Source organism: Promicromonospora sukumoe 327MFSha3.1 (assembly GCF_000385135.1).
GTDB lineage: Bacteria > Actinomycetota > Actinomycetes > Actinomycetales > Cellulomonadaceae > Promicromonospora > Promicromonospora sukumoe_B.
The window spans coordinates 1,301,289-1,323,193 of the sequence record NZ_ARQM01000010.1 but is presented as its reverse complement, the minus strand read 5'-3'; the positions used below and the strand labels follow the sequence as shown (position 1 = coordinate 1,323,193).

At 73.6% G+C, this 21,905-nt stretch carries 17 protein-coding genes; 6 read left to right on the top strand and 11 right to left on the bottom strand.

Annotated features, from left to right (window positions below; genetic code table 11):
- Nucleotides 1-28 precede the first annotated feature (28 nt).
- Nucleotides 29-265 carry a hypothetical protein gene (locus H291_RS0109625; protein WP_020014780.1) on the top strand — a complete coding sequence of 79 codons (237 nt, stop codon included), beginning with the start codon at nucleotides 29-31 and terminating at the stop codon, nucleotides 263-265.
- A gap of 98 nt (nucleotides 266-363) precedes the next feature.
- On the opposite strand, the gene sthA is transcribed toward H291_RS0109625, so the two are convergent.
- Entirely contained in the window at nucleotides 364-1,782 is a 1,419-nt protein-coding gene (gene sthA / locus H291_RS0109620) for a Si-specific NAD(P)(+) transhydrogenase (protein WP_033326498.1), read from the bottom strand.
- A gap of 88 nt (nucleotides 1,783-1,870) precedes the next feature.
- On the opposite strand from sthA, the gene H291_RS0109615 reads away from it, so the two are divergent.
- Complete coding sequence (locus tag H291_RS0109615; RefSeq protein WP_020014778.1) at nucleotides 1,871-2,152, top strand: YciI family protein; 282 nt, start codon at nucleotides 1,871-1,873, stop codon at nucleotides 2,150-2,152.
- A gap of 140 nt (nucleotides 2,153-2,292) precedes the next feature.
- Nucleotides 2,293-3,156, top strand: a complete 864-nt coding sequence (locus H291_RS0109610) for a hypothetical protein (RefSeq protein WP_020014777.1) — start codon at nucleotides 2,293-2,295, stop codon at nucleotides 3,154-3,156.
- An 82-nt stretch (nucleotides 3,157-3,238) separates the two neighbouring features.
- Here the strand turns inward: H291_RS0109610 and H291_RS29380 are convergent, their stop codons facing one another.
- The 6 genes from H291_RS29380 to coaE all read right to left on the bottom strand — a co-directional run bounded on the left by H291_RS29380 (nucleotide 3,239) and on the right by coaE (nucleotide 9,649).
- Nucleotides 3,239-4,279, bottom strand: a complete 1,041-nt coding sequence (locus H291_RS29380; RefSeq protein ID WP_020014776.1) for a TerC family protein — start codon at nucleotides 4,277-4,279, stop codon at nucleotides 3,239-3,241.
- A gap of 314 nt (nucleotides 4,280-4,593) precedes the next feature.
- The gene (locus H291_RS0109600) at nucleotides 4,594-5,565 is read right to left on the bottom strand and encodes an NAD(P)-dependent alcohol dehydrogenase (RefSeq protein ID WP_020014775.1); all 972 of its coding nucleotides are present in this window, start codon (nucleotides 5,563-5,565) and stop codon (nucleotides 4,594-4,596) included.
- Nucleotides 5,566-5,662: 97 nt separating this feature from the next.
- Entirely contained in the window at nucleotides 5,663-6,091 is a 429-nt protein-coding gene (locus H291_RS0109595) for a VOC family protein (RefSeq protein WP_020014774.1), read from the bottom strand.
- Nucleotides 6,092-6,145: 54 nt separating this feature from the next.
- Complete coding sequence (gene uvrB, locus H291_RS0109590; RefSeq protein WP_020014773.1) at nucleotides 6,146-8,257, bottom strand: excinuclease ABC subunit UvrB; 2,112 nt, start codon at nucleotides 8,255-8,257, stop codon at nucleotides 6,146-6,148.
- 48 nt (nucleotides 8,258-8,305) lie between these two features.
- Nucleotides 8,306-8,992, bottom strand: coding sequence for a pyroglutamyl-peptidase I (pcp, locus tag H291_RS0109585; protein ID WP_020014772.1), 687 nt, complete (start codon nucleotides 8,990-8,992; stop codon nucleotides 8,306-8,308).
- Between the two features lie 27 nt (nucleotides 8,993-9,019).
- Nucleotides 9,020-9,649 carry a dephospho-CoA kinase gene (gene coaE, locus H291_RS0109580; protein ID WP_020014771.1) on the bottom strand — a complete coding sequence of 210 codons (630 nt, stop codon included), beginning with the start codon at nucleotides 9,647-9,649 and terminating at the stop codon, nucleotides 9,020-9,022.
- 227 nt (nucleotides 9,650-9,876) lie between these two features.
- Here coaE and H291_RS29375 point away from each other — a divergent pair, with 227 nt between their 5' ends.
- Together H291_RS29375 and H291_RS0109570 are read left to right on the top strand one after the other, a co-directional pair.
- Entirely contained in the window at nucleotides 9,877-10,860 is a 984-nt protein-coding gene (locus H291_RS29375; protein ID WP_020014770.1) for an alpha/beta hydrolase, read from the top strand.
- 133 nt (nucleotides 10,861-10,993) lie between these two features.
- Nucleotides 10,994-11,920, top strand: a complete 927-nt coding sequence (locus tag H291_RS0109570) for an alpha/beta fold hydrolase (RefSeq protein ID WP_020014769.1) — start codon at nucleotides 10,994-10,996, stop codon at nucleotides 11,918-11,920.
- Between the two features lie 4 nt (nucleotides 11,921-11,924).
- Here the strand turns inward: H291_RS0109570 and H291_RS0109565 are convergent, their stop codons facing one another.
- The 3 genes from H291_RS0109565 to H291_RS29365 form a co-directional block, all read right to left on the bottom strand.
- Nucleotides 11,925-14,702, bottom strand: a complete 2,778-nt coding sequence (locus H291_RS0109565) for an ATP-binding protein (protein ID WP_026365584.1) — start codon at nucleotides 14,700-14,702, stop codon at nucleotides 11,925-11,927.
- Between the two features lie 65 nt (nucleotides 14,703-14,767).
- A complete protein-coding gene (locus tag H291_RS29370; protein ID WP_020014767.1) occupies nucleotides 14,768-15,541 on the bottom strand; it encodes a sigma-70 family RNA polymerase sigma factor in 774 nt (257 codons plus the stop codon).
- Nucleotides 15,542-15,765: 224 nt separating this feature from the next.
- On the bottom strand, nucleotides 15,766-18,567 hold the full coding sequence (locus tag H291_RS29365; protein WP_033325852.1) for an ATP-binding protein: 2,802 nt from the start codon (nucleotides 18,565-18,567) through the stop codon (nucleotides 15,766-15,768).
- A 129-nt stretch (nucleotides 18,568-18,696) separates the two neighbouring features.
- Between H291_RS29365 and H291_RS0109550 the strand changes: the two genes are divergently transcribed.
- Entirely contained in the window at nucleotides 18,697-20,427 is a 1,731-nt protein-coding gene (locus H291_RS0109550) for an L-aspartate oxidase (protein ID WP_020014765.1), read from the top strand.
- A 31-nt stretch (nucleotides 20,428-20,458) separates the two neighbouring features.
- Here H291_RS0109550 and H291_RS0109545 read toward each other — a convergent pair whose 3' ends face one another.
- The gene (locus H291_RS0109545) at nucleotides 20,459-21,691 is read right to left on the bottom strand and encodes a cytochrome P450 (protein ID WP_084467884.1); all 1,233 of its coding nucleotides are present in this window, start codon (nucleotides 21,689-21,691) and stop codon (nucleotides 20,459-20,461) included.
- Nucleotides 21,692-21,905: the final 214 nt, after the last annotated feature.

The window sequence follows — 21,905 nt, the reverse complement described above, 5'->3', positions numbered from 1 at the left end:
CACGACCGCACGGACGAAAGGCAGGCACGTGAGCCTGAACCTGAACAAGCTCGTCGACAAGGCCTACAAGGACCAGAGCATCGCCGCGATCCTCGCGGCGCCGCCGTCGGCGCTGCTCGGCCTCACGCCCAAGCACGACGAGATGCTCGCCGAGCTGAAGATCAAGACGGTCGCGGACCTGGGCAACTGGCAGCACGCCGTGCACGCCCAGGCGCTCGTGACCCTCGCGGACGCCGAGGTGCCCGCGATCGCCGGCGACAAGTAGCACCCGCCGCACCGGTCACGCACGAGGGCGCCCGTCCACCTCCCGGTGGGCGGGCGCCCTCGTGCGCCGCGCCGGGGCCCGCGCCGACGGCGGCCGGGTCAGAGCCCGAACCGCTCCACGTCGCGCATCTTGTTCGTCGCGTCCAGGGCGGCGACCTTGTACGCCTCCGCCAGCGTCGGGTAGTTGAAGACCGTGTCGACCAGGTGGTCCACGGTGCCGCCCGTGGTCATGATCGCCTGCCCGATGTGGATGATCTCCGTGGCGCCCGTCCCGAACACGTGCACACCCAGCACGCGGCGGTCCTCGGTCGAGACCAGCAGCTTGAGCATCCCGTAGGAGTCGCCCACGATCTGCCCGCGCGCCAGCTCGCGGTAGCGCGCCACCCCCACCTCGTACGGCACGCCCGCGGTGGTGAGCTGGTCCTCGGTGTCCCCGCAGTAGGAGATCTCCGGGATCGTGTAGATGCCGATGGGCTGCAGCTCCAGCACGGAGGAGACCGGCTCGCCGAACGCGTGGTACGCGGCCAGCCGCCCCTGCTCCTGGGACGTCGCCGCGAGCGCCGGGAACCCGATGACGTCGCCGACGGCGTAGATGTGCTCGACGTCGGTGCGGAACTGCTTGTCCACCTGGAGCCGGCCGCGGTGGTCGGCCTCCAGCCCGGCGGCGGCGAGGTCGAGGCCGTCGGTGCAGCCCTGCCGGCCGGCGGAGTAGAGCACGCAGTCGGCGGGGACCCGCTTGCCGGAGGCCAGCGTGGTGACGGTGCCGTTCTCCCCCGCGGTGACCGACTCGACCTTCTCCCCCAGCCGGAACGTGACCGAGAGGTCGCGGAGCTGGAACTTGAGCGCCTCGACGACCTCGGAGTCGCAGAAGTCGAGGATCTTGTCGCGCGCCTCGACCACGGTGACCCGGGTGCCGAGCGCGGCGAAAAGCGAGGCGTACTCGATGCCGATCACGCCGGCGCCGACCACGACCATGGTCCGGGGCACCTCGCTGACGTCGAGGATGCCGTCGGAGTCGACGACGCGGACGCCGTCGAACGCGATGTTGGCGGGGCGCGCGGGGGCGGTACCGACCGCGACGACCACCTTGTCGGCGGTCAGCCGCCGCACGACGTCGCCCTCGGCGTCGGCCACCTCGATGTCGTGCGGCCCGGTGAACCGGGCGGTGCCCACGACGGTCTCGACGTGGTTGCGGGCGAGCTGGTTGCGGACGATCTCGATCTCGCGCCCGATGACGTGCTGCAGCCGGGCGAGGAGGTCGGGCACCGTGATGTGCTCCTTGAGCCGGTAGCTGGAGCCGTAGACGTCGCGCATCTGCAGGCCCGTCAGGTAGAGCACCGCCTCGCGGAGCGTCTTGGACGGGATGGTCCCGGTGTGCAGGCTCACGCCGCCGACCTGGTCCCGCCGTTCCACCACCGCCACGCGCCTGCCCAGCTTGGCGGCGCCGATCGCGGCCTTCTGGCCACCGGGGCCGGAGCCGATCACGACGAGGTCGAAGTGGTTCTCACGTGCGTCCATGCTCAGAGTCTGGGGTGCGGGCGGGTCCGTGACGAGCGTCTTCATCAAGAATTAACCGGCTCGCCGAACCGGATGGCAGGCTGCGCCCATGAGCACCTACGCCGTGAGCTACACCTACACCGACGACGTGGCGACCCGCGACGAGGTCCGGCCCAGCCACCGGGACTTCCTGCGGCGGCTGAACGCGGACGGCGTCGTGCGCGCCTCGGGCCCCCTCGACGACGGGTCCCGGGCCCTGCTGGTCGTGGAGGCTGAGTCGGCCGAGGCCGCGCTGGCCGCCCTGGACGCGGACCCGTTCGCGCACGCGGGCGTCATCGGCGAGCGCGGCGTGCAGCAGTGGAACGTCGTGATCGGTGGTTTCGCGGACTAGACAAGTCGGAAAACTTCACCCCATCACAATTCATACAGAGGTTTTTACCTAATAGTCACGTTCGAACCATGGCGTGGCGCGCTTCTTGGTGCACATGATGCCTGTTCGGACTCTGCTGGTTACGTTCGGGGAGGCACCGCATGACCTCTGTCGACAGCACGGTTGGCTACGGTGAGATCGGCCCGCGCATCTGCGTGACGCCGCCCTACTACGCACTTGGCGACCTGCTCAGCCCGGAACCGGGGCTGACCAGCGCCACCGTCCCTGTTCAGTCCCCCACGGGACGACAGGCACCCGTCGTCGGGATCGCGGAGGCGGGCCGGCACCTCGCCATCCTCGGCCTGTGCGCCGCGGCCACGACCAACCCCAGCACCAAGCGGCACTACTACCTCGCGCACCGCGGCATCGGCCGGATGTTCCCGCGCGTGAGCTCACCGACCAGGCTCATCGGGACCGCGAGCGCCCTGATGACCGGCCGCAACCGGGCGGAGGCCCAGACCGAGCTCCGGGACCCCCAGGGCAACCTCGTGGCGCAGATGGACGTGGAGTACCTGGTCATGACGGTCCCGGTGTTCCGGCGGATGATGGGCCCGGCCCGGGCCCCCGACGCGACGGAGCCGGCCAACCCGTACGCCGCGCCGGCCCCGCTGGTCGACGTCGCGGCCGACGCGCACAGCGCCACGGCGAAGCTCGCCGTGGAGGCGGCGATGTGTCGCGGGCACTTCGACGGCTTTCCGGCGCTGCCGGTGTCGGTGGCCGGGTACGCCGCGTTCGCGCTGTTCGACCACGTGCTGGAGGCGGCGGCGGGCCCCGACGCCTCCTGGCAGCCGGGGATGTTCCGGCTGCGGGCGGACAACCTGGCCACGGCCGGGGAGACCTGCACGGTGGACGTCGAGCCCTCGGCGCCCGCCGAGCCCGACGCGCACCCCCAGGCGTTCACCGGGACCATCCGGTCCGGGGACCGCGAGATCTTCTCGATCGACGTGGACTACACGGTGGTCTGAACGGGCGCTGACCGCGCGCAGGCCGGAGGCCGCGCCCCCTGCTGGGGACGCGGCCTCCGGCCTGCCGCTGTGCGTCAGCGCGTCACTTGGAGACGTCCTCCGACGCCGGCTCCGGCTCCGGGGCGGGCCGGGCGGCCTCGACGCGCGCGTCGTACGCCGACTTGGCGAGGCTGGCCACCGTGCCGATCGCCAGGGACGCCACGATCACCGTGAGCGACAGCCAGATCGGGATCTCGGGCGCCCAGTGGAAGCCCTCGCCGCCGTTGATCCACGAGATCGAGTTGGTGTGCAGGGCCTCGAGGACCAGCTTGATCCCGATGAAGCCGAGGATGGCCGACAGCGCGTAGGGCAGGTACACCAGCCGGTCGAGCAGGCCGCCCAGCAGGAAGTAGAGCTGGCGCAGGCCCATCAGCGCGAACAGGTTGGTGGCGAACACGATGAACGGGTCCCGCGTGATGCCGAAGATCGCCGGGATCGAGTCGAGCGCGAACAGCACGTCCGTCGAGCCGATCGCCAGGAACACGATGATCATCGGCGTGAAGAGCCGGCGGCCGTCGACGGTGGTCCGCAGGCTGGAGCCGTTGTACTGGTGGTGCAGCGGCAGCACGCGCCGCATGACCCGGATGAGGGCGTTCTCCTTGAAGTCGTCCTGCTCCTCCTCCTTCTCCGGGATCGCCTGCTGCACGGCCGTGTACAGGAGGAACGCGCCGAAGATGTAGAAGAGCCAGGTGAACTGCTCGAGCAGGGCGGCGCCCGCGAGGATGAACGCGGCCCGGAAGACCAGCGCCATGATGATGCCCACCATGAGCACCTGCTGCTGCTGGTCCCGCGGCACGGCGAACCTCGCCATGATGATGACGAAGACGAAGAGGTTGTCGACGCTCAGGGAGTACTCCATGAGCCACCCGGCGTAGAACTCCGCCGCCGGGGTGAGGCCGCCGACGGCCCAGACGACGAGGCCGTAGACGACGGCGAGGCCCACGTAGAAGCTCACCCAGATGGCGCTCTCCTTCATGGTCGGGACATGGGGGCGCCGTCCGACGATGAGGAGATCGGCGACGAGCAGCAGGACCATCGCACCGAGGGAGATCAGTTCGAAGGTCACGGGCAGTTCGTGGACCATTGCTTCCTTCCGGAACAGGGAGGAACGCGCGATCGCATCTAGCCTCCGGTGAGCACAGCAGGGCACCGGAGGTCTTCCTCGCCCGCCCGTGCACCAGCCTGGACGAGACCAGGCGACGGTGCACCACGGGCCGGCCGGGCCGAGCTGGCGTCACTGGCAGCTGTGATGACGACCTGACCGTTACGAGGTACTCCCCTCCAACGGAGGGAAAGCATACGGGACGCCAGGTTTGTTCCCGAACGTGATCTTGGGCACTCTCCGGCGGCCGGACAGAGCCGTCCGGACGACGCCGAGGCGGGCGGTCGGGCGGCCGGTCAGCCGATCGTGAGGACCAGCTTGCCGCGCGCGTGCCCGTGCCCGGCGACCTGCCGGATCGCGTCGACGGCGCGCTCCAGCGGGTAGGTCGCGCTGACGATGGGCAGCAGCACGCCGTCGGCCACGAGGCCGTCCAGGACGCCGAGGTCCTCGCCGCTGGTCGTCGCCGAGACGTTCAGGATCCGGTACGGGCGCATCCGCGAGACCAGGGGCGCCGTCATCAGCTCCGGCATGGCGCCGAGCAGTCCCTCCCGGCTGCCGTCGTTGGCCAGCACCAGCCCGCCGGGCACGACGACGCGGCCGAGCGCCCGCAGGGAGTACCGGCCCGCGTTGGTGAAGACGACGTCGAAGCGCCGCTCCCCCGCGGTGAAGTCGTCCTTCGTGTAGTCGATCACCTCGGACGCCCCGAGCTCCCGGACCATCGCGGCGTTGCGCGGGCCGCACACCCCCGTCACCTCGGCGCCCCAGGCCGCGGCGATCTGCACCGCGAAGTGCCCGATCCCGCCGCCCGCGCCGGTGATGGCGATGCGCTGCCCGGCCCGCAGCTCGGCGGCCCGCAGGAACTGGAGCGCCGTGACGGCGGCCATCGGCATCGCGGCGGCCTCGACGTGCGTCAGGTCGACGGGCCGGCGGGCGATGCTGCCCACCTCCGCGAGCGCCAGCTCCGCGAACGTGCCGCCGGTGCCGAACCCGAACACCTCGTCGCCCGGCGCGAACGCCGTGACCCCGGGCCCGGCGGCCACCACGACGCCCGACAGGTCGGCGCCGCGGACCGGCGGGCGCGGGCCGGTGAAGGTGCCCATCATCGCGCGCGCGACCAGCGGCTGGCCGGCGGCGTAGTGCCAGTCGAAGGGGTTGACGCCGGCCGCGCGGACCTTGACCAGCACCTGCCCCTGGCCGGGCTCCGGGTCGGGCACCTCGCCGACCCTGAGGTGTTCCCAGCCGTACCTGTCCTGCGTCAGTGCCCGCATTCGGCCTCCTGGCCCTGCTCGCCCGGACGTGCGCTGCACCCCTGCGCGATCAGGGTCCACCGGGCCGAGCGAACGGGTCAAGGATGAACTCGGGCCGTCACTGCAGGCAGAACTCGTTGCCCTCCGGGTCGCGCAGCACGATCCAGAACTCGCCGAGCTCGGTCATCTCGTCGACGACGATCGCCCCGAGGGCGGTCACCCGCTCCGCCTCGGCCATGACCTTCGCGATGCGCTCGGGGCCGCTCAGGCCGTCGCTCACGTTGACGTCGAGGTGCATGCGGTTCTTCGCGGCCTTGGGCTCGGGCACTTTCTGGATGAAGATGCGCGGGCCCGTGCCGTCGGGGTCGCACACGGCGTTCTTGTCGTTCCAGCGCTCCTCGGGCAGGCCCCAGGCCGTCAGGGCCTCCTCCCACGTGGCGAAGCCCGCGGGCGGCTCCTCACGCACGTAGCCCAGCACCCGGCACCAGAAGTCGCCGAGCGCCCGGGGGTCGGCCGCGTCGAAGGTCACCTGGAACGTCAGCGCCATCGTGGGTCTCCTCTTGTCGGCGGTCGGTGTCGCGGGCTCGGTGCCGGGCCGCGCTCAGGCGGTCGCGGCCTGCATCTGCCGCAGCTCCTTCTTGAGGCCCGAGATCTCGTCGCGCAGGCGGGCCGCCACCTCGAACTGCAGCTCCGCGGCCGCGGCGTGCATCTGGTCGGCGAGCTCCTGGATGAGCTCGGCCAGCTCGCTCGCCGCGGCGCCGGCCAGCCGGTTGCCGCTCGTCGCGGCCTCCTTGGGCGAGCCCGGCACCGGAGCCTTGCCCTCACCCTTGCCCTTGCGGCTGTTGCGGTACCCGCCGGCCAGCAGCTCGGCGGTGTCGAGGTCCTCGCGGGCGAGCATGTCCGTGACGTCCGCGATCTTCTTGCGCAGCGGCTGCGGGTCCAGGCCGCGCTCGGTGTTGTACGCGATCTGCTTCTCGCGGCGCCGGTTGGTCTCGTCCAGCGCCATCTGCATGGCCGGCGTGATCTTGTCGGCGTACATGTGCACCTGGCCGGAGACGTTACGGGCGGCACGGCCGATCGTCTGGATCAGCGAGCGCCCGGACCGCAGGAAGCCCTCCTTGTCGGCGTCGAGGATCGCGACCAGCGACACCTCGGGCAGGTCGAGGCCCTCGCGCAGCAGGTTGATGCCCACCAGCACGTCGTACTCGCCGAGCCGCAGCTCGCGCAGCAGCTCGACGCGGCGCAGCGTGTCGACGTCGGAGTGCAGGTAGCGCACCCGGACGTTGCGCTCCAGGAAGTAGTCCGTGAGGTCCTCGGCCATCTTCTTGGTCAGTGTGGTCACCAGCACGCGCTCGTCGCGGTCCACCCGGTCGCGGATCTCGCCGAGCAGGTCGTCGATCTGCCCCGTCGTCGGCTTGATGACCACCTCGGGGTCCACCAGGCCGGTGGGGCGGATGACCTGCTCCACGACGCCGTCGGACAGCGAGCGCTCGTAGTCGCCGGGCGTGGCCGACAGGTACACCGTCTGGCCGATGCGCTCCGTGAACTCCTCCCACTTCAGCGGGCGGTTGTCCATGGCGCTGGGCAGGCGGAACCCGTGGTCCACGAGCGCGCGCTTGCGCGACGCGTCGCCCTCGAACATGGCCCCGATCTGCGGCACGGTCTGGTGCGACTCGTCGATGACGAGCAGGAAGTCCTCGGGGAAGTAGTCGAGCAGCGTGTTGGGCGCGGTGCCCGGCTCGCGGCCGTCGATGTGCATCGAGTAGTTCTCGATGCCGGCGCAGGTGCCGATCGAGCGCATCATCTCGATGTCGTAGGTGGTGCGCATGCGCAGCCGCTGCGCCTCCAGCAGCTTGCCCTGCTTCTCCAGCTCGGCCAGCCGCTCCTCCAGCTCCTTCTCGATGCCGCCGATGGCGCGCTCCATGCGCTCGGGGCCCGCCACGTAGTGCGTCGCCGGGAACACGTAGATCGACTTCTCATCGCGGACCACGTCGCCCGTGAGCGGGTGCAGGGTCTGGATCGACTCGATCTCGTCGCCGAACATCTCGATCCGGATCGCCAGCTCCTCGTACACGGGGATGATCTCGACCGTGTCGCCGCGCACCCGGAACGTGCCGCGCGTGAACGACATGTCGTTGCGCGTGTACTGCATGGTCACGAACTGGCGCAGCAGCTGGTCCCGGTCGACCACGTCGCCGACGTCGAGCCGGACCATGCGGTCGACGTACTCCTGCGGCGTGCCGAGGCCGTAGATGCAGGACACCGAGGCGACCACGACGACGTCGCGCCGCGTCAGCAGCGACGAGGTCGCGGAGTGCCGCAGCCGCTCCACCTCGTCGTTGATCGAGGAGTCCTTCTCGATGTAGGTGTCCGTCTGCGCGATGTACGCCTCGGGCTGGTAGTAGTCGTAGTACGAGACGAAGTACTCGACCGCGTTGTTGGGCAGCAGCTCACGGAACTCCGTGGCAAGCTGCGCGGCGAGCGTCTTGTTCGGCGCCATGACCAGGGTCGGGCGCTGGAGCTTCTCGACGAGCCAGGCCGTGGTCGCGGACTTGCCCGTACCCGTGGCGCCGAGCAGCACCACGTCCTTCTCGCCCGCCTGGACGCGTTCGGTGAGCTCGGCGATGGCCGTCGGCTGGTCGCCGGCGGGCTGGTACTCGGAGATGACCTCGAACGGGGCCACCGTGCGCTGCAGGTCGGTCACGGGTCGCATGCCACTACCGTACGGCGGACCACTGACACTCCGGTGAACGAGCCCCCGTCAGTGCAGCGTGCCCGCCGCCACCGCCGGCTCGCCGACCTCGCCGCGGGCCGCCCCCAGGGCTGTGCGCACCACGATCTCCAGGGCCCTGGCCAGGGCGTCCACCGGCAGGTGCGGCTCGCCGCCGTCGGCCAGCGCGGACGCGGACTCCTGCGCCCCCAGCTCCTCCGTGGTGCGCGGCACGTGGACGAAGCCCGAGAGCACCCCGGGGCGCCCGGCCAGCGCGTGCTGCAGGGCGTAGAAGGTGGCGTTGCAGACGTACGTCCCGGCGCTGTAGGTGACCCCGGCCGGGATGCCCGCCTCGCGCACGGCGGCGACGGCCGCCTTGGCGGGGAGCGTGGTGAACCGGGCGGCAGGTCCGCCGTCGACCACGGGGGCGTCGACCGGCTGCGCGCCGCCGTTGTCGGGGATGCGCGCGTCCATCAGGTTGATCGCCACGCGCTCGACCCGCACCTCGCTGACGCCGCCGGCCAGGCCGACCGCGACGACGACGTCGGGCGCGTGCTCGTCGAGCAGGCGCAGCAGCGGGCCGTCCGCGCCCCGCACCTCGTCGAACTCGACCGGGAGGATCGCCGTGACCAGCTCCTCCGGACCCGTCCAGCGCCCCGCGAGCGCCGTGACGGCCTCCGCAGACGCGTTGACGGCGTCACCGCCGAACGGCTCGAACCCCGTGACCAGGACCTTCATGGTGCTCCTCCCCCGGGCCGGGCCGGTTCACACGGAGTCTGCCTCCGCCTCCTGCGCGACCTCTCCGGCCACGCGCTGCCACAGGATATCCACCTGAGCGCGTAGTTCGTCCTCGTCGCCGGAACCGTCGAGGGTTACGTCCGCCGCCGCGAGCCGCTCCTCGTCCGTGGCCTGCGCCGCGACGCGGGCACGAGCGGCGTCCTCGGTGAGGCCGCGCCCCGACACGAGCCGGCCGACCCGCTGCTCCGCGGGCGTGTGCACCACCACGAGCAGGTGGAAGTGGCCCTCCTGCCCCGTCTCCACGAGCAGGGGGATGTCGTGCACGACGACGGCTCCCGCGTCCGCGGCGCCCGCCATGGCCTCGCGCTCCGCCGAGAGCCGGCGCACCTCGGGGTGCACGATCTCGTTGAGCCGGGCGCGCGCGGCCGCGTCGGCGAAGACCAGGGCGCCGAGGGCGGGGCGGTCGAGGCCGCCGTCCGGCGCCAGGATGCCCTCGCCGAACGCCTCGACGATCTCGGCCAGGCCGACGGAGCCGGGCGCGACCGCCTCGCGCGCGAGCACGTCGTGGTCGACGACGACGGCGCCGAGCTCGGCCAGTCGTGCCGCCGCGACCGACTTGCCGGCCGCGATCCCTCCGGTGAGTCCGATGCGGAACATGTGGTCCTCAAAGCCGATTTCGGGTGGGTTCGCCCAGGCTACCTCCGGACCGGGCCGGTCGCCCGGACCGGGTACCGGACCACCCCCGGGGTGTGACATGTGCCGGGGCCCGTGTTCCCGCGCTGAGAATGCGGGTGCGCGGTGCGAGCATGAGCCTGCAGGACCACAGCACCAGAGCGACCAGGAGGTACGGACGTGTACGAGGCCGGCAAGACAGCGGTGGCACCGTGAGCCGCGGCACGCCCGGGCCGCAGGACGGGGCGGGCTCCGGGGCCCGCCGGCCCGCCTGGTTCACCTGGACCGTCCGCGCGGTCGCGGCCGCCGGGATCGTCGTCGTGGCGTGGGCCTGCCTGACGGCGTGGGGCGCCGTGGTGCACGGCCACCCCCTGTACGCGGTGCTGCTCGGCCTCACCGTCCTGGGCTGCGCGCTGGTGCTGTGGCGGAGCCTGCGCCCCCGGCCGGCCCGCCGCGGGTGGCGGCTGGCCGGCGACCTGGCGCTGGTCGTGGCCGGCATCGTGTGGGTCGCGGCGATGGCGTGGCTGCGCCCGTTCAGCGCCGTCCAGCCGGCGCTGGACGCGATGGTCTCGGACGACTCCGTGACCGTCACCGAGTCCACCACGGCCGTCACGCTCGTCCCCGCCCGCGGGGCGGACGGGACCGCCGTCTTCTTCCGGCCCGGCGCCAAGGTCGAGGCCCGGGCGTACGCCGCGGTGCTGCGCCCGGTCGCCGAGGCGGGGCACACCGTGGTGATCCCCAAGCAGCCGCTCGCCGTCGCCTTCCTCGCCGGCGGGGCGTTCGACGCGGCCCGCGAGCGGGTCCCGCAGGCCGACCGGTGGGTCGTGGGCGGGCACTCGCTGGGCGGCGTCGTCGCGTCGTCCGACGCCGCCGGCGCGGAGGCGGACGACGTGGCGCCCGCCGTCGGGCTGCTCCTGTACGCCTCCTACCCGGCCGAGGACCTCAGCGGGCTCACGGTCGCGGTCGAGTCCGTCTCGGCGGAGCACGACGGGCTCGCCACCCCGGCCAAGATCGAGGCCTCCCGCGAGACCCTGCCGCCGGACGCCACGTTCACCGTGGTGGACGGCGCCGTCCATGCCTTCTTCGGCGACTACGGGCCGCAGCCCGGCGACGGGACGGCGACCGTCTCCCACGACGAGGCCCGGGCCGAGATCTCGTCCGTCAGCACGCAGTTCGTCGACTCGCTGGACCGGTAGGGCCGGACCGCCCCGGCTCTCCCTCCTCCTCCCGGCCTGGCGTCACCGGGCTCGTGTCACAGAACCCGGAGCATGCTCGGTCGGTTCGTCATGATCGCGCCGCGCCGCGGCGCGTGAGACGAGAGGAACCTCGATGACCCCCATCCAGCACGCCCTCACCGACGTCCTCGACATCGCGTACGTCGAGGACGGGCCGGCCGACGGCCCTCCGGTGGTGCTGCTCCACGGATACCCCTACGACGTCCACAGCTACGTCGACGTCGCACCCCGGCTGGCGGCGCTCGGCCACCGGGTCGTCGTTCCCTACCTCCGCGGCCACGGGCCGACGCGGTTCCGCGACGACTGGACACCGCGCTCCGGTCAGCAGGCGGCCCTCGGCGCGGACGTACTCGGCCTGCTCGACGCGCTCGACATCCCCGAGGCCGTGCTCGCCGGCTACGACTGGGGCGGCCGCGCCGCCTGCGTCGTCGCGGCCCTGCGACCTGAGCGGGTCGCCGGGCTCGTCAGCGTCAACGGCTACCTCATCCAGGACGTCGCCGCGTCGGGGCAGCCCATCCGCCCCGACCTGGAGGCCGGGTTCTGGTACTTCTACTACTTCCTCACCGAGCGCGGACGGGCCGGCCTGACGGCGAACCGGCGCGAGATCGCCGAGGTGATCTGGCGTCGCAACTCGCCGGAATGGGCCTTCGACCAGGCGACACTCGACCAGGCCGCCGCCGCGTTCGACAACCCTGACTACGTCGACGTCGTGCTGCACTCCTACCGGCATCGACTGGGTGAGGCGCCCGGCGCCCCGGAGTACGACGCGTTCGAGTACGCCCTCGCCCCGCTGCCTCCGATCCACGTCCCGACCGTGACCCTGGCGGGTCTCGCCGACGGCAACTTCCCCGTGACCGACGGCATCCCGGACGCGGACCGGTTCACCGGTCCCCGGCTGCACCGCCGGGTGCCGGGCGCCGGGCACAACCTCCCGCAGGAGGCGCCGGACGCGTTCGTCCAGGCGGTGCTCGACGTGACCCGGCTGGCGGCCGGCCGTGACCAGGTGGCGGACCCGGCGTAGCCGCCTACGGGGCGGGTGCGCCCACCGCCAGGGCCGCGGCGATGTCCTTGCGCGACCGGACGCCGAGCTTGGCGAACACCTTGCGCAGGTGCCACTCGACCGTGTGGGCGCTGAGGTAGAGCTGAGCGCCGATCTCCGGGTTCGTCAGACCGTCGGCGGCGAGCCGGGCGATCTGCGCCTCCTGCGGCGTGAGCGTCGCGGCCGCTCCGGGCGGGGGCGGGGACGCGGGCGGGTCGAGGGGGGCGCCCGCGTCCGCGAGACCGCGCCGGGCGCGTTCGGCGTATCCCGACGCGCCGATGCCGGTCAGCAGCTCGTGCGCCAGGCGAAGGTACCGCCGCGCCTCGGCGTCGCGCCCGACCCGCGCGAGCCACTCGCCGAACAGGAGGTGCGCGCGAGCGAGCTCCGTGCCGGCACCCGTCTCCCCCAGCCGAGCCAGCGCCTCGCGATAGTGGGTCTCCGCGTCAGGGTCGGGGCTGACCTGGGCGGTCACGAGCGCAGCCGTGCCGAGCGCCCATGCGGTGCCTGCCGCACGTGCCATCCCGGTGATCGCACGTGCGCCCTCGGCAGCCTCCTCGGCGCGGCCGAGCCGAGCAGCCGCCTCGACGAGCTCGACCGTCGACCAGATCGACAGGCCCAGCTCCTGCGGGTAGGCGGCCCCGCGCCGCGCCGCGCGGAGCGCGTCCTCCCAGCGGCCCAGGCCGTTGTGGAGGACGGCGGCGGCCCACTCGGTGGCCGTCAGCGCCTTGCCCTCGGTGCTCAGCGCCGGGTCCTCGACGATCGCACCGATCGCCGCCCGCGTCGCGGCCTCGTCGCCGCCCCACGGCACCACGACCAGTGCGCCGTAACGGGCGAAGAAGCTGCTGCCCGTGACCTCCCCGATCGTCGCGGCCTCGTCGACGAGGGACCGCGCGGTCGCGAGGTCGCCCGCGTACATCCGGTTCGAGAGCTGCAGCAGCAGCGCCGACGGCAGCGCCGACAGCGCGCCGAGCTCACGCAGGATCCGGACCAGCTCGGCGGACAGCACGGTCCAGCTCTCGAAGTCCCAGACGTTGTGGGCCATCCGCGCGGCGAGCGGGAGCCAGCCCAGGTCCGCGGGGGTCAGACCGCCGGAGCGATACGCCGCGAGTGCCCGCAGCACCAGCGGCGCCCCGGCTGCGTAGCCGTCCACGTAGACGCGGGCCACACCCTCCAGGAGCAGGTCGCTGCGCGTGGGGTGCTCGGGCCGGTCCATCCGCAGCACCGCGGCGGCGACGTCCTCGGCGCCCTCGCCGCCAGGCAGCCGGCCTGCCGTGAACGCCGCGTACAGCGCGTCGCGGTAGGTCTCCGCCGCCAGCCCCGGGTCGAGCGTCTCGAGCCGGTGCGCCGAGGAGAGGAGCAGCGGGAGCCCCGCGCTCGCGCTGCGGGAGGCGAACAGGACCTGGCCGCGGACCAGGTCGGCCCGGGCCCGGTCCCGCTCGTCAAGCGGCGTGAGCTGGGCGCTGTCGAGCAGCTCGAGCGCCTCGGCGTACGCGCCCGCCTGGCTCTTCGCCTGGGCTGCGGCGACGGAGCGCGCGCCCCGCACCGCCAGGTCCGGGGTGAGCTGCGCCGCCCGGGCGAGGAAAGCGGCCGACGCCGCCACGCCGCCACGGGCGCGGGCACGCGCCGCGGCCTGGTCGAGGCCCGACGCGACGCGCTCGTCGGCCGCGGGGGCGGCACTCGCGAGGTGCCACGCCCGCCGGTCGGGATCGTGCCCGGGGTCCGTGGCCTGGGCCAGCGCGCGGTGCGCGTCCCGGCGCTCCCGCGGCGACGCCGACCGGTAGGCCGCCGAACGCACCAGCGGGTGCCGGAAGCGCACCATGCTGCGGAGCGTGACGAGGTCGGCGGCCTCCGCCTCCGCGACCGCCGGGGCGAGGTCGATGCCGAGCGCCTGCGCCGCGCGCCGGAGCAGCACGACGTCGCCGACGGGTTCCGCGGCGGCCAGGAGCAGCAGCCGCTGGGTGTCCGGCGCGAGCGACCGGAGCCGCCGCAGGAAACCGTCCTCGACCGAACCGCCGGGCAGCTCGCTCCCAGGTCCCGTGTCCCCGGCCGGCTCGGCCACCGTCAGGCCACGAGGCAGCTCGAGGAGGGCGAGCGGGTTGCCCCGGGCCTCGGCCAGGATCCGGTCGCGGATCTGGTCGTCGAACCGGCCGGGGGTCACCGAGGACAGCAGCACCCGGGCGTCGCGGTCGGCCAGCCCCTCGATCTGGAGGTACGGCAGGCCACGGAGCGGGTGCCCGCTCACCGGCCGCATCGCGAACAGCAGCAGCACCCGCTCGGCCAGGAGCCGCCGGGCGACGAACGCCAGCGTCTGCGCGGAGACCTGGTCGAGCCACTGCGCGTCGTCGATCAGGCACACCAGCGGCTGCCGCTCCGCGACGTCGGCGAGCAGGTTCAGCACCGCCAGGCCGATCAGGAACCGGTCGGGCGGAGCGCCGGCGCTGAGGCCGAACGCCGTCTCGAGCGCGAGACGCTGGGGTCCGGGCAGCCGGTCCATGTGGTCGCGGAACGGCGCGCAGAGCTGGTGCAGGCCACCGAACGCGAGCTCCGCCTCGGCCTCGACGCCGGCCACGCGCGCGACCCGGCAGCCGCGCGCGCCGTCCCGCACGTACGAGAGCAGCGCGGTCTTGCCGATGCCCGGCTCGCCACGCAGCACCAGGGACGCGCTTCGACCGCCCCGGACGCCCGTGACGAGGTCGTCGAGGGCTGCGCACTCCCGTCGTCGGCCGAGGAGTACTTCACCCGGCGCTCCGCTCGTTCTCTGCATGGCTCCCGGCGTGAGCATACTTGGGCCGGCCACGTGGCGCCTCAACCCTGGGGCGGCGTCGGACGTCAAGCGGCCCGCGCCGGCAGCGGGCCACGGGCTCGCTGCCCGCGCTGCGGCGTCGACCGCCGTGCGGCACGCACCAGCATCCCTTCGAGCACCGCGAGGTCTCCCGTGCGCGCGGCCGTCTGGAAGGCCCGCACGAGACGGCGGTGGTCGCCGCGGGCGACCGGCCGCTCGCGGCCCCCTTCGATGCCCTGCTGTGCCCGCCGCACCATCTGCCGCACGTTCGCGCTGCTCGTGTTCATCCGACGGGCGATCTCGCCGTACGGGTAGTCGAAGCACTTGCGCAGCAGGTACGCCGCGAGCTGGTCCGGGCTCAGGCGCGCCATCAGGACCTGCAGCGTCCGCTCGAGGAGGGCGGTCTGCTCCGCCCTGAGCACCGGGTCCTCCGGGCGGTCGGCCGGGCCGGTCAGGTCGGCGAGCTTGGCCAGGGACACGGCGCCGGTCGCCTCGTGCCGGTGCCGGGCGGACTGGATCACGTTGATCGCCAGGCGGGTGGTGGTCGTGGTGAGGAACGCAGCGGGGTTCCTGATGGCGTCGCGGTCGGCGCGCTGCCAGCGCAGCCAGGCGTCCTGGACCACGTCCTCGGCACCGGCGAAGTCGCCGGTGACCCGGCGGGCGATCTGGATGAGCCGGGTGCGCTGCGCGAGGAACACGTCGAGCCCCACGTCCAGCCTCCGGTCATGGTCGAGCTCGCGTTCGAGCTCCAGGTCGAGCTCTCGCACCCGGCCGGTCCCCGGGTCGGTCGGAGCGGCTGGCTCCGGGTGTGACATCGACATCTGCGGACTCCTCACGGACGGCACCCATCGGTTCTCGGTGGGTCAACCGTCCGTCCGTGGGTGGTCCGGGCGCGCCATGCGTGGTCCGTGGTCCGTCCGTGGGCGAGCCCGGGGGGTCGCGACCACGGACCGTGGCCACGCGCCACGTGCCCGCGGTGGGCACCCGTGGGATCGCGCGACCCGTGGGCGTCCGGAGCCGGTGGGTCCCGTGGCTCACCTGGCCGTCAGGCCGGGGCCGCCGCCGGCGTGTCCGCGCCCTCGCCCTCGGCGGCCGCGAGCGCGGCGGCGAGCCCCCGGCGCGACCTGATGTCGAGCTTCGAGTACACCTTGCGCAGGTGCCACTCCACGGTGTGCGGGCTGAGGAAGAGCTCGGAGCCGATCCTCGCGTTCGTCAGGCCTCCGGCCGCGAGCGCCGCGATCTGCGCCTCCTGCGGGGTCAGCCGCGCTGCGGTCCCGTTGTCCCGGGTGCGCACGTGCTCGCCCGTCGCGAGCAGCTCGCGCCGGGCCCGCTCGGCGAACGCCAGCGAGCCCATGCCGTCGAACATCTGGTGGGCGGTCCGGAGCTGCTCGCGGGCGTCCGCACGGCGTCGGGCCCGACGCAGCCACTCGCCGTAGACGAGGTGCGAGCGGGCGGCCTCGACGACCACCCGGTCGGCGTCGAGCTCCTCGATCGCCGTCCGGAAGAGCCGGTCGGCCTCGTCCGCGGAGTCGGTGAGCAGGGCACGGCTGCGGGCCTCGACACCGCGTGCCCACCCCGTGTCGGCGGCGCGGGTCAGCTCGACGAGCCGGTCGAGCGAGCCCTGCGCCAGTGCCCGCTCGCCGCAGTGGAAGGCGGCCTCGACATGCTCGACCAGCGACAGGCCGGTGAAGTTGTAGCCGTCGTGGTCTATGCCGGTCCGCGCGGCGGCCAGTGCGTCCTCGTAGCGCGCCAGACCGTTGTAGAGAACGCCCTGCACGTAGCCCGTCACGCCGAGGAGCGACACCTCGCCGTCCTCGGTGGCGCTGATCCGAGCCTCGTCGAAGCTCCCCGCGGCGGCCGCCTCGTCGCCGCGCCAGGCCGCGAGCACCAGCGTGGCGTAGCGGTGCGGCGCCTGCCCGGTCGCCGCCGCGATCGCGTCGGCCTCCTCGATCATCCGGTTCGCCGCCGCGAAGTCACCGTGGTGGATCTTCACGCCACCGTGGTAGATGAGGGCCGGGGGAAGCACGCCCAGCGCGCCGACCTCACGGGCCAGGCGCACCGCACGGGACGACAGGACGTCCCACGCCGCGAGGTCCCACCGGTGGTGGATGAACGACTCCAGCGCCACCGGCACGGCGAGCAGCCAGCGCATCGCCGCGTCCCGGTTACCGAGCTCCTCGTGGGCGAACGGCTCGAACGCCCGGACCAGGGCCGGTACACCGGAGTGGTAGCCGTCCGCGAGCAACGCCGAGACGCCGTCCAGCAGCAGGTCGGAGGCCTGGGAGGCGGACGGCGGGGCGTCCGACCTCCGCGCCGCGATCGCCGCGGCGCGTGCACCGTGGGGACCGTGCACGCGCCCGGCGAAGACGGTGGCGCTGATCGCCTCGAGATAGGTCTCCCGTGCCAGCGGCGAGCCCTCCGCCGTGAACCGGTCCGCCGCGTCGAGCAGGAGCGGCGCGGCCTCGTCGCTACGGCTGCGGGCGAACAGCATGCGTGCCCGCAGCCGGACGAGGCGGGCACGGTCGAGCGGGTCGAGCGGGCACAGGTCCGCGAGCGCGGCCAGCTCGGTCGCGCGGTCGGGCGCGGCCGCCGAGAAATGGGCCTCGGCGGCCGCGAGGGCGCGCACGCCGCGCTGTCCCGGGTCGGGGGTCAGGTCCGCGGCGCGCTCGAGCAGCACCGCCTCGGCGGCCACGCCGCCGCGCTGGTGCGCCCGGTCGGCAGCCTCCTCGAGCCTCGCCGCGACCTCCTCGTCCGGTCCGTCGGACGCCTGCGCGGCGTGCCAGGCCCGGCGGTCCGGCTCGAGCACGGGATCGGTCGCGTCGGCCAGCGCCTGGTGCACCGCCCGCCGCTGCGCGGCGTCGGCCCCGCGATAGACCGCCGAGCGGGCCAGGGGGTGGCGGAACCGCAGCGACTCCCCGAACTCGACGAGGCCGGCGGCCTTCGCGGGTGCGGCGTCCGGGGTGATGCCGAGCAGCTCGGCGGCGCGCAGCAGCAGCCGCACGTCCCCGACCGGTTCCGCCGCGGCGATGAGCAGCAGCGTCCGGGTGCGGTCGGGCAGCGACGTCAGCCGCCGCGTGTAGTCCTGCTCGACGCGGCTCGGGACCGGGACGAGGTCGGCCGCGTCGAGACCGTAGGCCAGGTCGGCCGCGGTGCGGCCGCGGGACAGCTCGAGCAGCGCCAGCGGGTTGCCGCCCGTCTCCGCGACGAGCCGGTCGCGGACGCGAGGATCCATCCGGCCCTCGACCGATGCCTCGAGCAGGTCACCCGCGGCCTCCTGGTCCAGACCGCCGATCCGCAGCTCCGGCAGCCCGGTCAGGGCCGCGGCGCCCTCGGGGTCCCGGACGGTGAGCACCATCGCGACGGCCTCGGCCAGGAGCCGCCGGGCCACGAACTCCAGGGTCTGGCGGGAGACCTGGTCGAGCCACTGGGCGTCGTCGACGAGAACGAGCACCGGCCGGGTCTCCGAGGCGCGGGTGAGCAGGGTGAGCACGGCCAGCCCCACGAGGAAGCGGTCGGGCGGGTCACCCGCCGCCATGCCGAAGGCCACCTGCAGCGCGTCGCGCTGCGGCTCCGGAAGGGCGTCGACGGCCGCCAGGAACGGGGCGCAGAGCTGGTGCAGGCTCGCCCAGGCGAGCTCCATGTCGGCCTCGACGCCCTGCGCCCGGGAGACGGTGACCGCGGAGGACTGCACAGCGACGTACTCGAGCAGCGCCGACTTCCCGATGCCCGCCTCCCCGCGGACGACGCGGACCGCGGACCGCCCGGCACGCAGCCCGGCGAGGACGTCGTCCAGCACCGCGCACTCGCGGTGCCGGCCCACCAGGTTCGGTAGTCGGGCTGCGCTCACGGTGCTCCTGCGGGTAGGGCGCGCACCCGGGGCGGAGCGCTCCCCGACAGAATATTCGGTTCTGTCACACATCGGTACGGCTACCAGGTCGACAGCGGACAAGCACCCGTCCGCGGCCAAGGAGTTGCCATGCCGTCACACGAACACCAGCTCGCCACGTCCGTCCTCGTCGTCGGGACGGGAGGGGCAGGCCTGCGGGTCGCCATCGAGCTCGCCGAACGGGGCTGCTCGGTGCTCGCCGTGGGCAAACGGCCGGCGGACGACGCGCACACCACGCTCGCCACCGACGGCATCAGCGCTGCCCTGGCGATCGCCGACCCGGACGACAGCTGGGAGCAGCACGCCGCCGACACCCTTCGCGCGGGCGGCCTGCTGGCCGACCCGCGCGCGGTCCAGCACGTGGCCCGGGACGCCGGGCAGGCGATCCACGACCTCGAGCGGTTCGGGATGCGGTTCGACCGGCAGCCGGACGGCCGGATCGCCCAGCGCGGGTTCGGGGCGCACACCTACCGGCGTACGGCGTTCACCGGCGACCACACCGGCGTCAGCCTGCAACGGGTGCTCCGCGCGCACGCCGCCCGGCTCGGCGTCCCGATGCTGTCGACGTGCTACGTCACCCGCCTGCTGGTGGACGACGGCGCGGTGTTCGGCGCCTACGGGTTCGACCTCGTCGACGGGTCGCGCTACCTGGTCCACGCCGACGCGGTGGTCCTGGCGACGGGCGGGCACACGCGCATCTGGCGGCGCGCGGCGGCGCGGCGCGACGAGAGCACCGGCGACTCCTTCCGGCTGGCCGCCGAGGCCGGGGTCCGGCTGCGCGACCCGGAGCTGGTCCAGTTCCACCCGACGGGCCTGCTCGGGCCCGGGAACGCCGCGGGCACGCTGGTCGCCGAGGCCGCGCGCGGCGAGGGCGGCGTCCTCCTCAACAACCTCGGCGAACGGTTCCTGGCCCGGCACGACCCCGTGCGGATGGAGCGTGCCGGCCGCGACGTCGTGTCACGCGCGGCCTCCACGGAGATCGCCGAGGGGCGCGGTACCCCGGCAGGCGGGGTCTGGCTCGACCTCTCGCACCTGCCGCGGGAGACGATCCTGACCCGCCTGCCGCACGTCTACCGCACGCTGCTCGACCTGCAGATGGTCGACGTCACCAGCGACCCGGTCGAGGTCGCGCCCACGGCCTACTACTCGATGGGCGGTGCGCAGGTACGGCCCGAGGACAACGGCACGGACGTCGACGGCCTCTTCGTCGTCGGCGAAGCCGCCAGCGGGCTCCACGGCGCCGACCACGTCGAGGGCAACGCCCTTCTCGAGCTGCTCGTGCACGGCCGGACCGCCGCACGCGCGGCAGCCCTCCACTCCGCCCGGCTGACCCACCAGCGCCGCTCCCTCGGCGCCGTGCGCGATGCCGAGGCGGACGTCGACCGGGTGCTCGCCGCCAGCGGCGAGCACAACCCGCGGGCCCTGCAGCGCGAGGTACGCGACCTGGTGACGGAGCACGCCGGCGTCGTGCGGCACGAGTCCGGGCTGCGTGCCGGCCTCGCCCGGCTCGAGAACGTCGAGGACCGCGCGGCCGACCTGTACGTGCACACGGACATCAGCGGCTTCCAGGACCTCGCCCACGCCTTCGACCTGCGCTCGGCCGCCATCGCCGCCCGGGCCACCCTGGAGTGCGCGCTCGAGCGCCGGGAGTCGCGCGGCAGCCACCAGCGCTCGGACCACCCGGACGCCGACCCGGCGCTGCGGGTCAACCTGCTGTGGTCGCCGGCCGAGGGCGTGCGCCGTGCGGCCGTACCGCCCGTGCCGACCGACATCGCCGCGCTGATGCGCGACGTGCCGGTCGACGGCAGGCCGCCGGAGTAGGCGGGCAGCGGCCGGAGCGCGCCCCCCGGGCTCAGACCCGGGCGGGCAGCCGCGCGGGCTTGCGCTCCGGGGTGAAGGCCACCGGCAGCACGGCCGGGTAGCGCGACCACGGCGACGGCGCCCAGATGACGTCGGGGTCGGTCAGGCGCAGGTCCAGGCGCTCCATGAGGCTCTCGACGGCGATCTTCACCACGAGCCGCCCCGGACGGCGGGCGGGGCACGCGTGCGGCCCGACGCCGAACGACAGGTGCGACCGGTTGCCCGCCTCGAACAGGTCGTCCTCGGTGCGCACCCGCGGGTCGTTGTTCGCCGCGGCGAGACCCATCACGATCGCGTCGCCGGCCCGGATCTGCGCGTTGCCCAGCGTGCAGTCGGTGACGGCGTACCGCGCGGGCAGGTTGGCGACGGGCGGCTCGCCCCACAGCGTCTCGTCCATCGCGTCGTCCAGCCCGCGCCGCACGCCCGTGACGCGACCCGTGTACCGCGGGTCGGTGAGCATCCGGCGCAGCGTGGCCGCGATCCAGGTCACGAGCATCTCGTTGGCGGCGCAGATCGCCACCACCATCGAGTGCACGATCTCCGTGTCGTCGTCGAAGTTGGGGTGGGCCACGAACTTGGCGGTCAGGTTGGGCCCGGGGTCGGCGCGGGTGGCCACCACGTGGTCCAGCACGATCTGGTCCATGGTGACCAGCGCGGAGACGGAGTCGCCGCCGTGCCCGAACACGCCGTGCGCGCAGCGCAGGAGGGCGATGCCCTGCTGCTCGTCGAACCCGAACATGCCCGAGACGGCCAGGAACGACACGGCGGCCGCGTACTCGCCGATCAGGTCCGCGTTGCCGCGCTCCGCGAACGAGTCGATGAGACCGCCGCAGACGCCGCGCACCATGGCCGCCGTCAGCGCCTCGTCGATCCCGGCGAAGGCCTCGTCCACCGGGAGCCGGAGCCGGCGGTGCTCGGCGCCGTCGGCGTAGTACAGGGCGCGCCGCCCGGCCGGGGAGAGGATCGCGTTCAGCGACGAGCTCTGCGGCAGCCGCTCGCTCCAGTGCCGGGGGTCCCGGGCGAAGACGCTCTCGGTGCGCATCACCTCCATGACCTCGGCGTGCCCGAGCACGAGCCAGCCGGGGACGCCCGGCTCCAGGTCCACGGGGGCCACGGGGCCCCACTTCTCCTGCAGCTTGCGGAGCTCCGCGGTCATGTCCTCTGCACCGGTCAGCTCCACCAGCGCCACCCGTTCCCCGCTGCGTTGCGGCTCCAGGTCAGACATGGCACTCCACCCGTCGATATTCATGGACTCATCCATCGATTCGTGGGGCGACCTGCATAGACGCCCGATCGAGGGTTTCTATCACGGCCCGGTTGGAACGCGTAACACGCCTGTGGTCCCGGTCACCCTCCGGCCCCGATAGGGTCTGTCCGTCTGTGTGCGTGAGGCCGCGTGGCCGCCGTCGGCCGGGCCGCGTGGGACGATTCCACGGTGA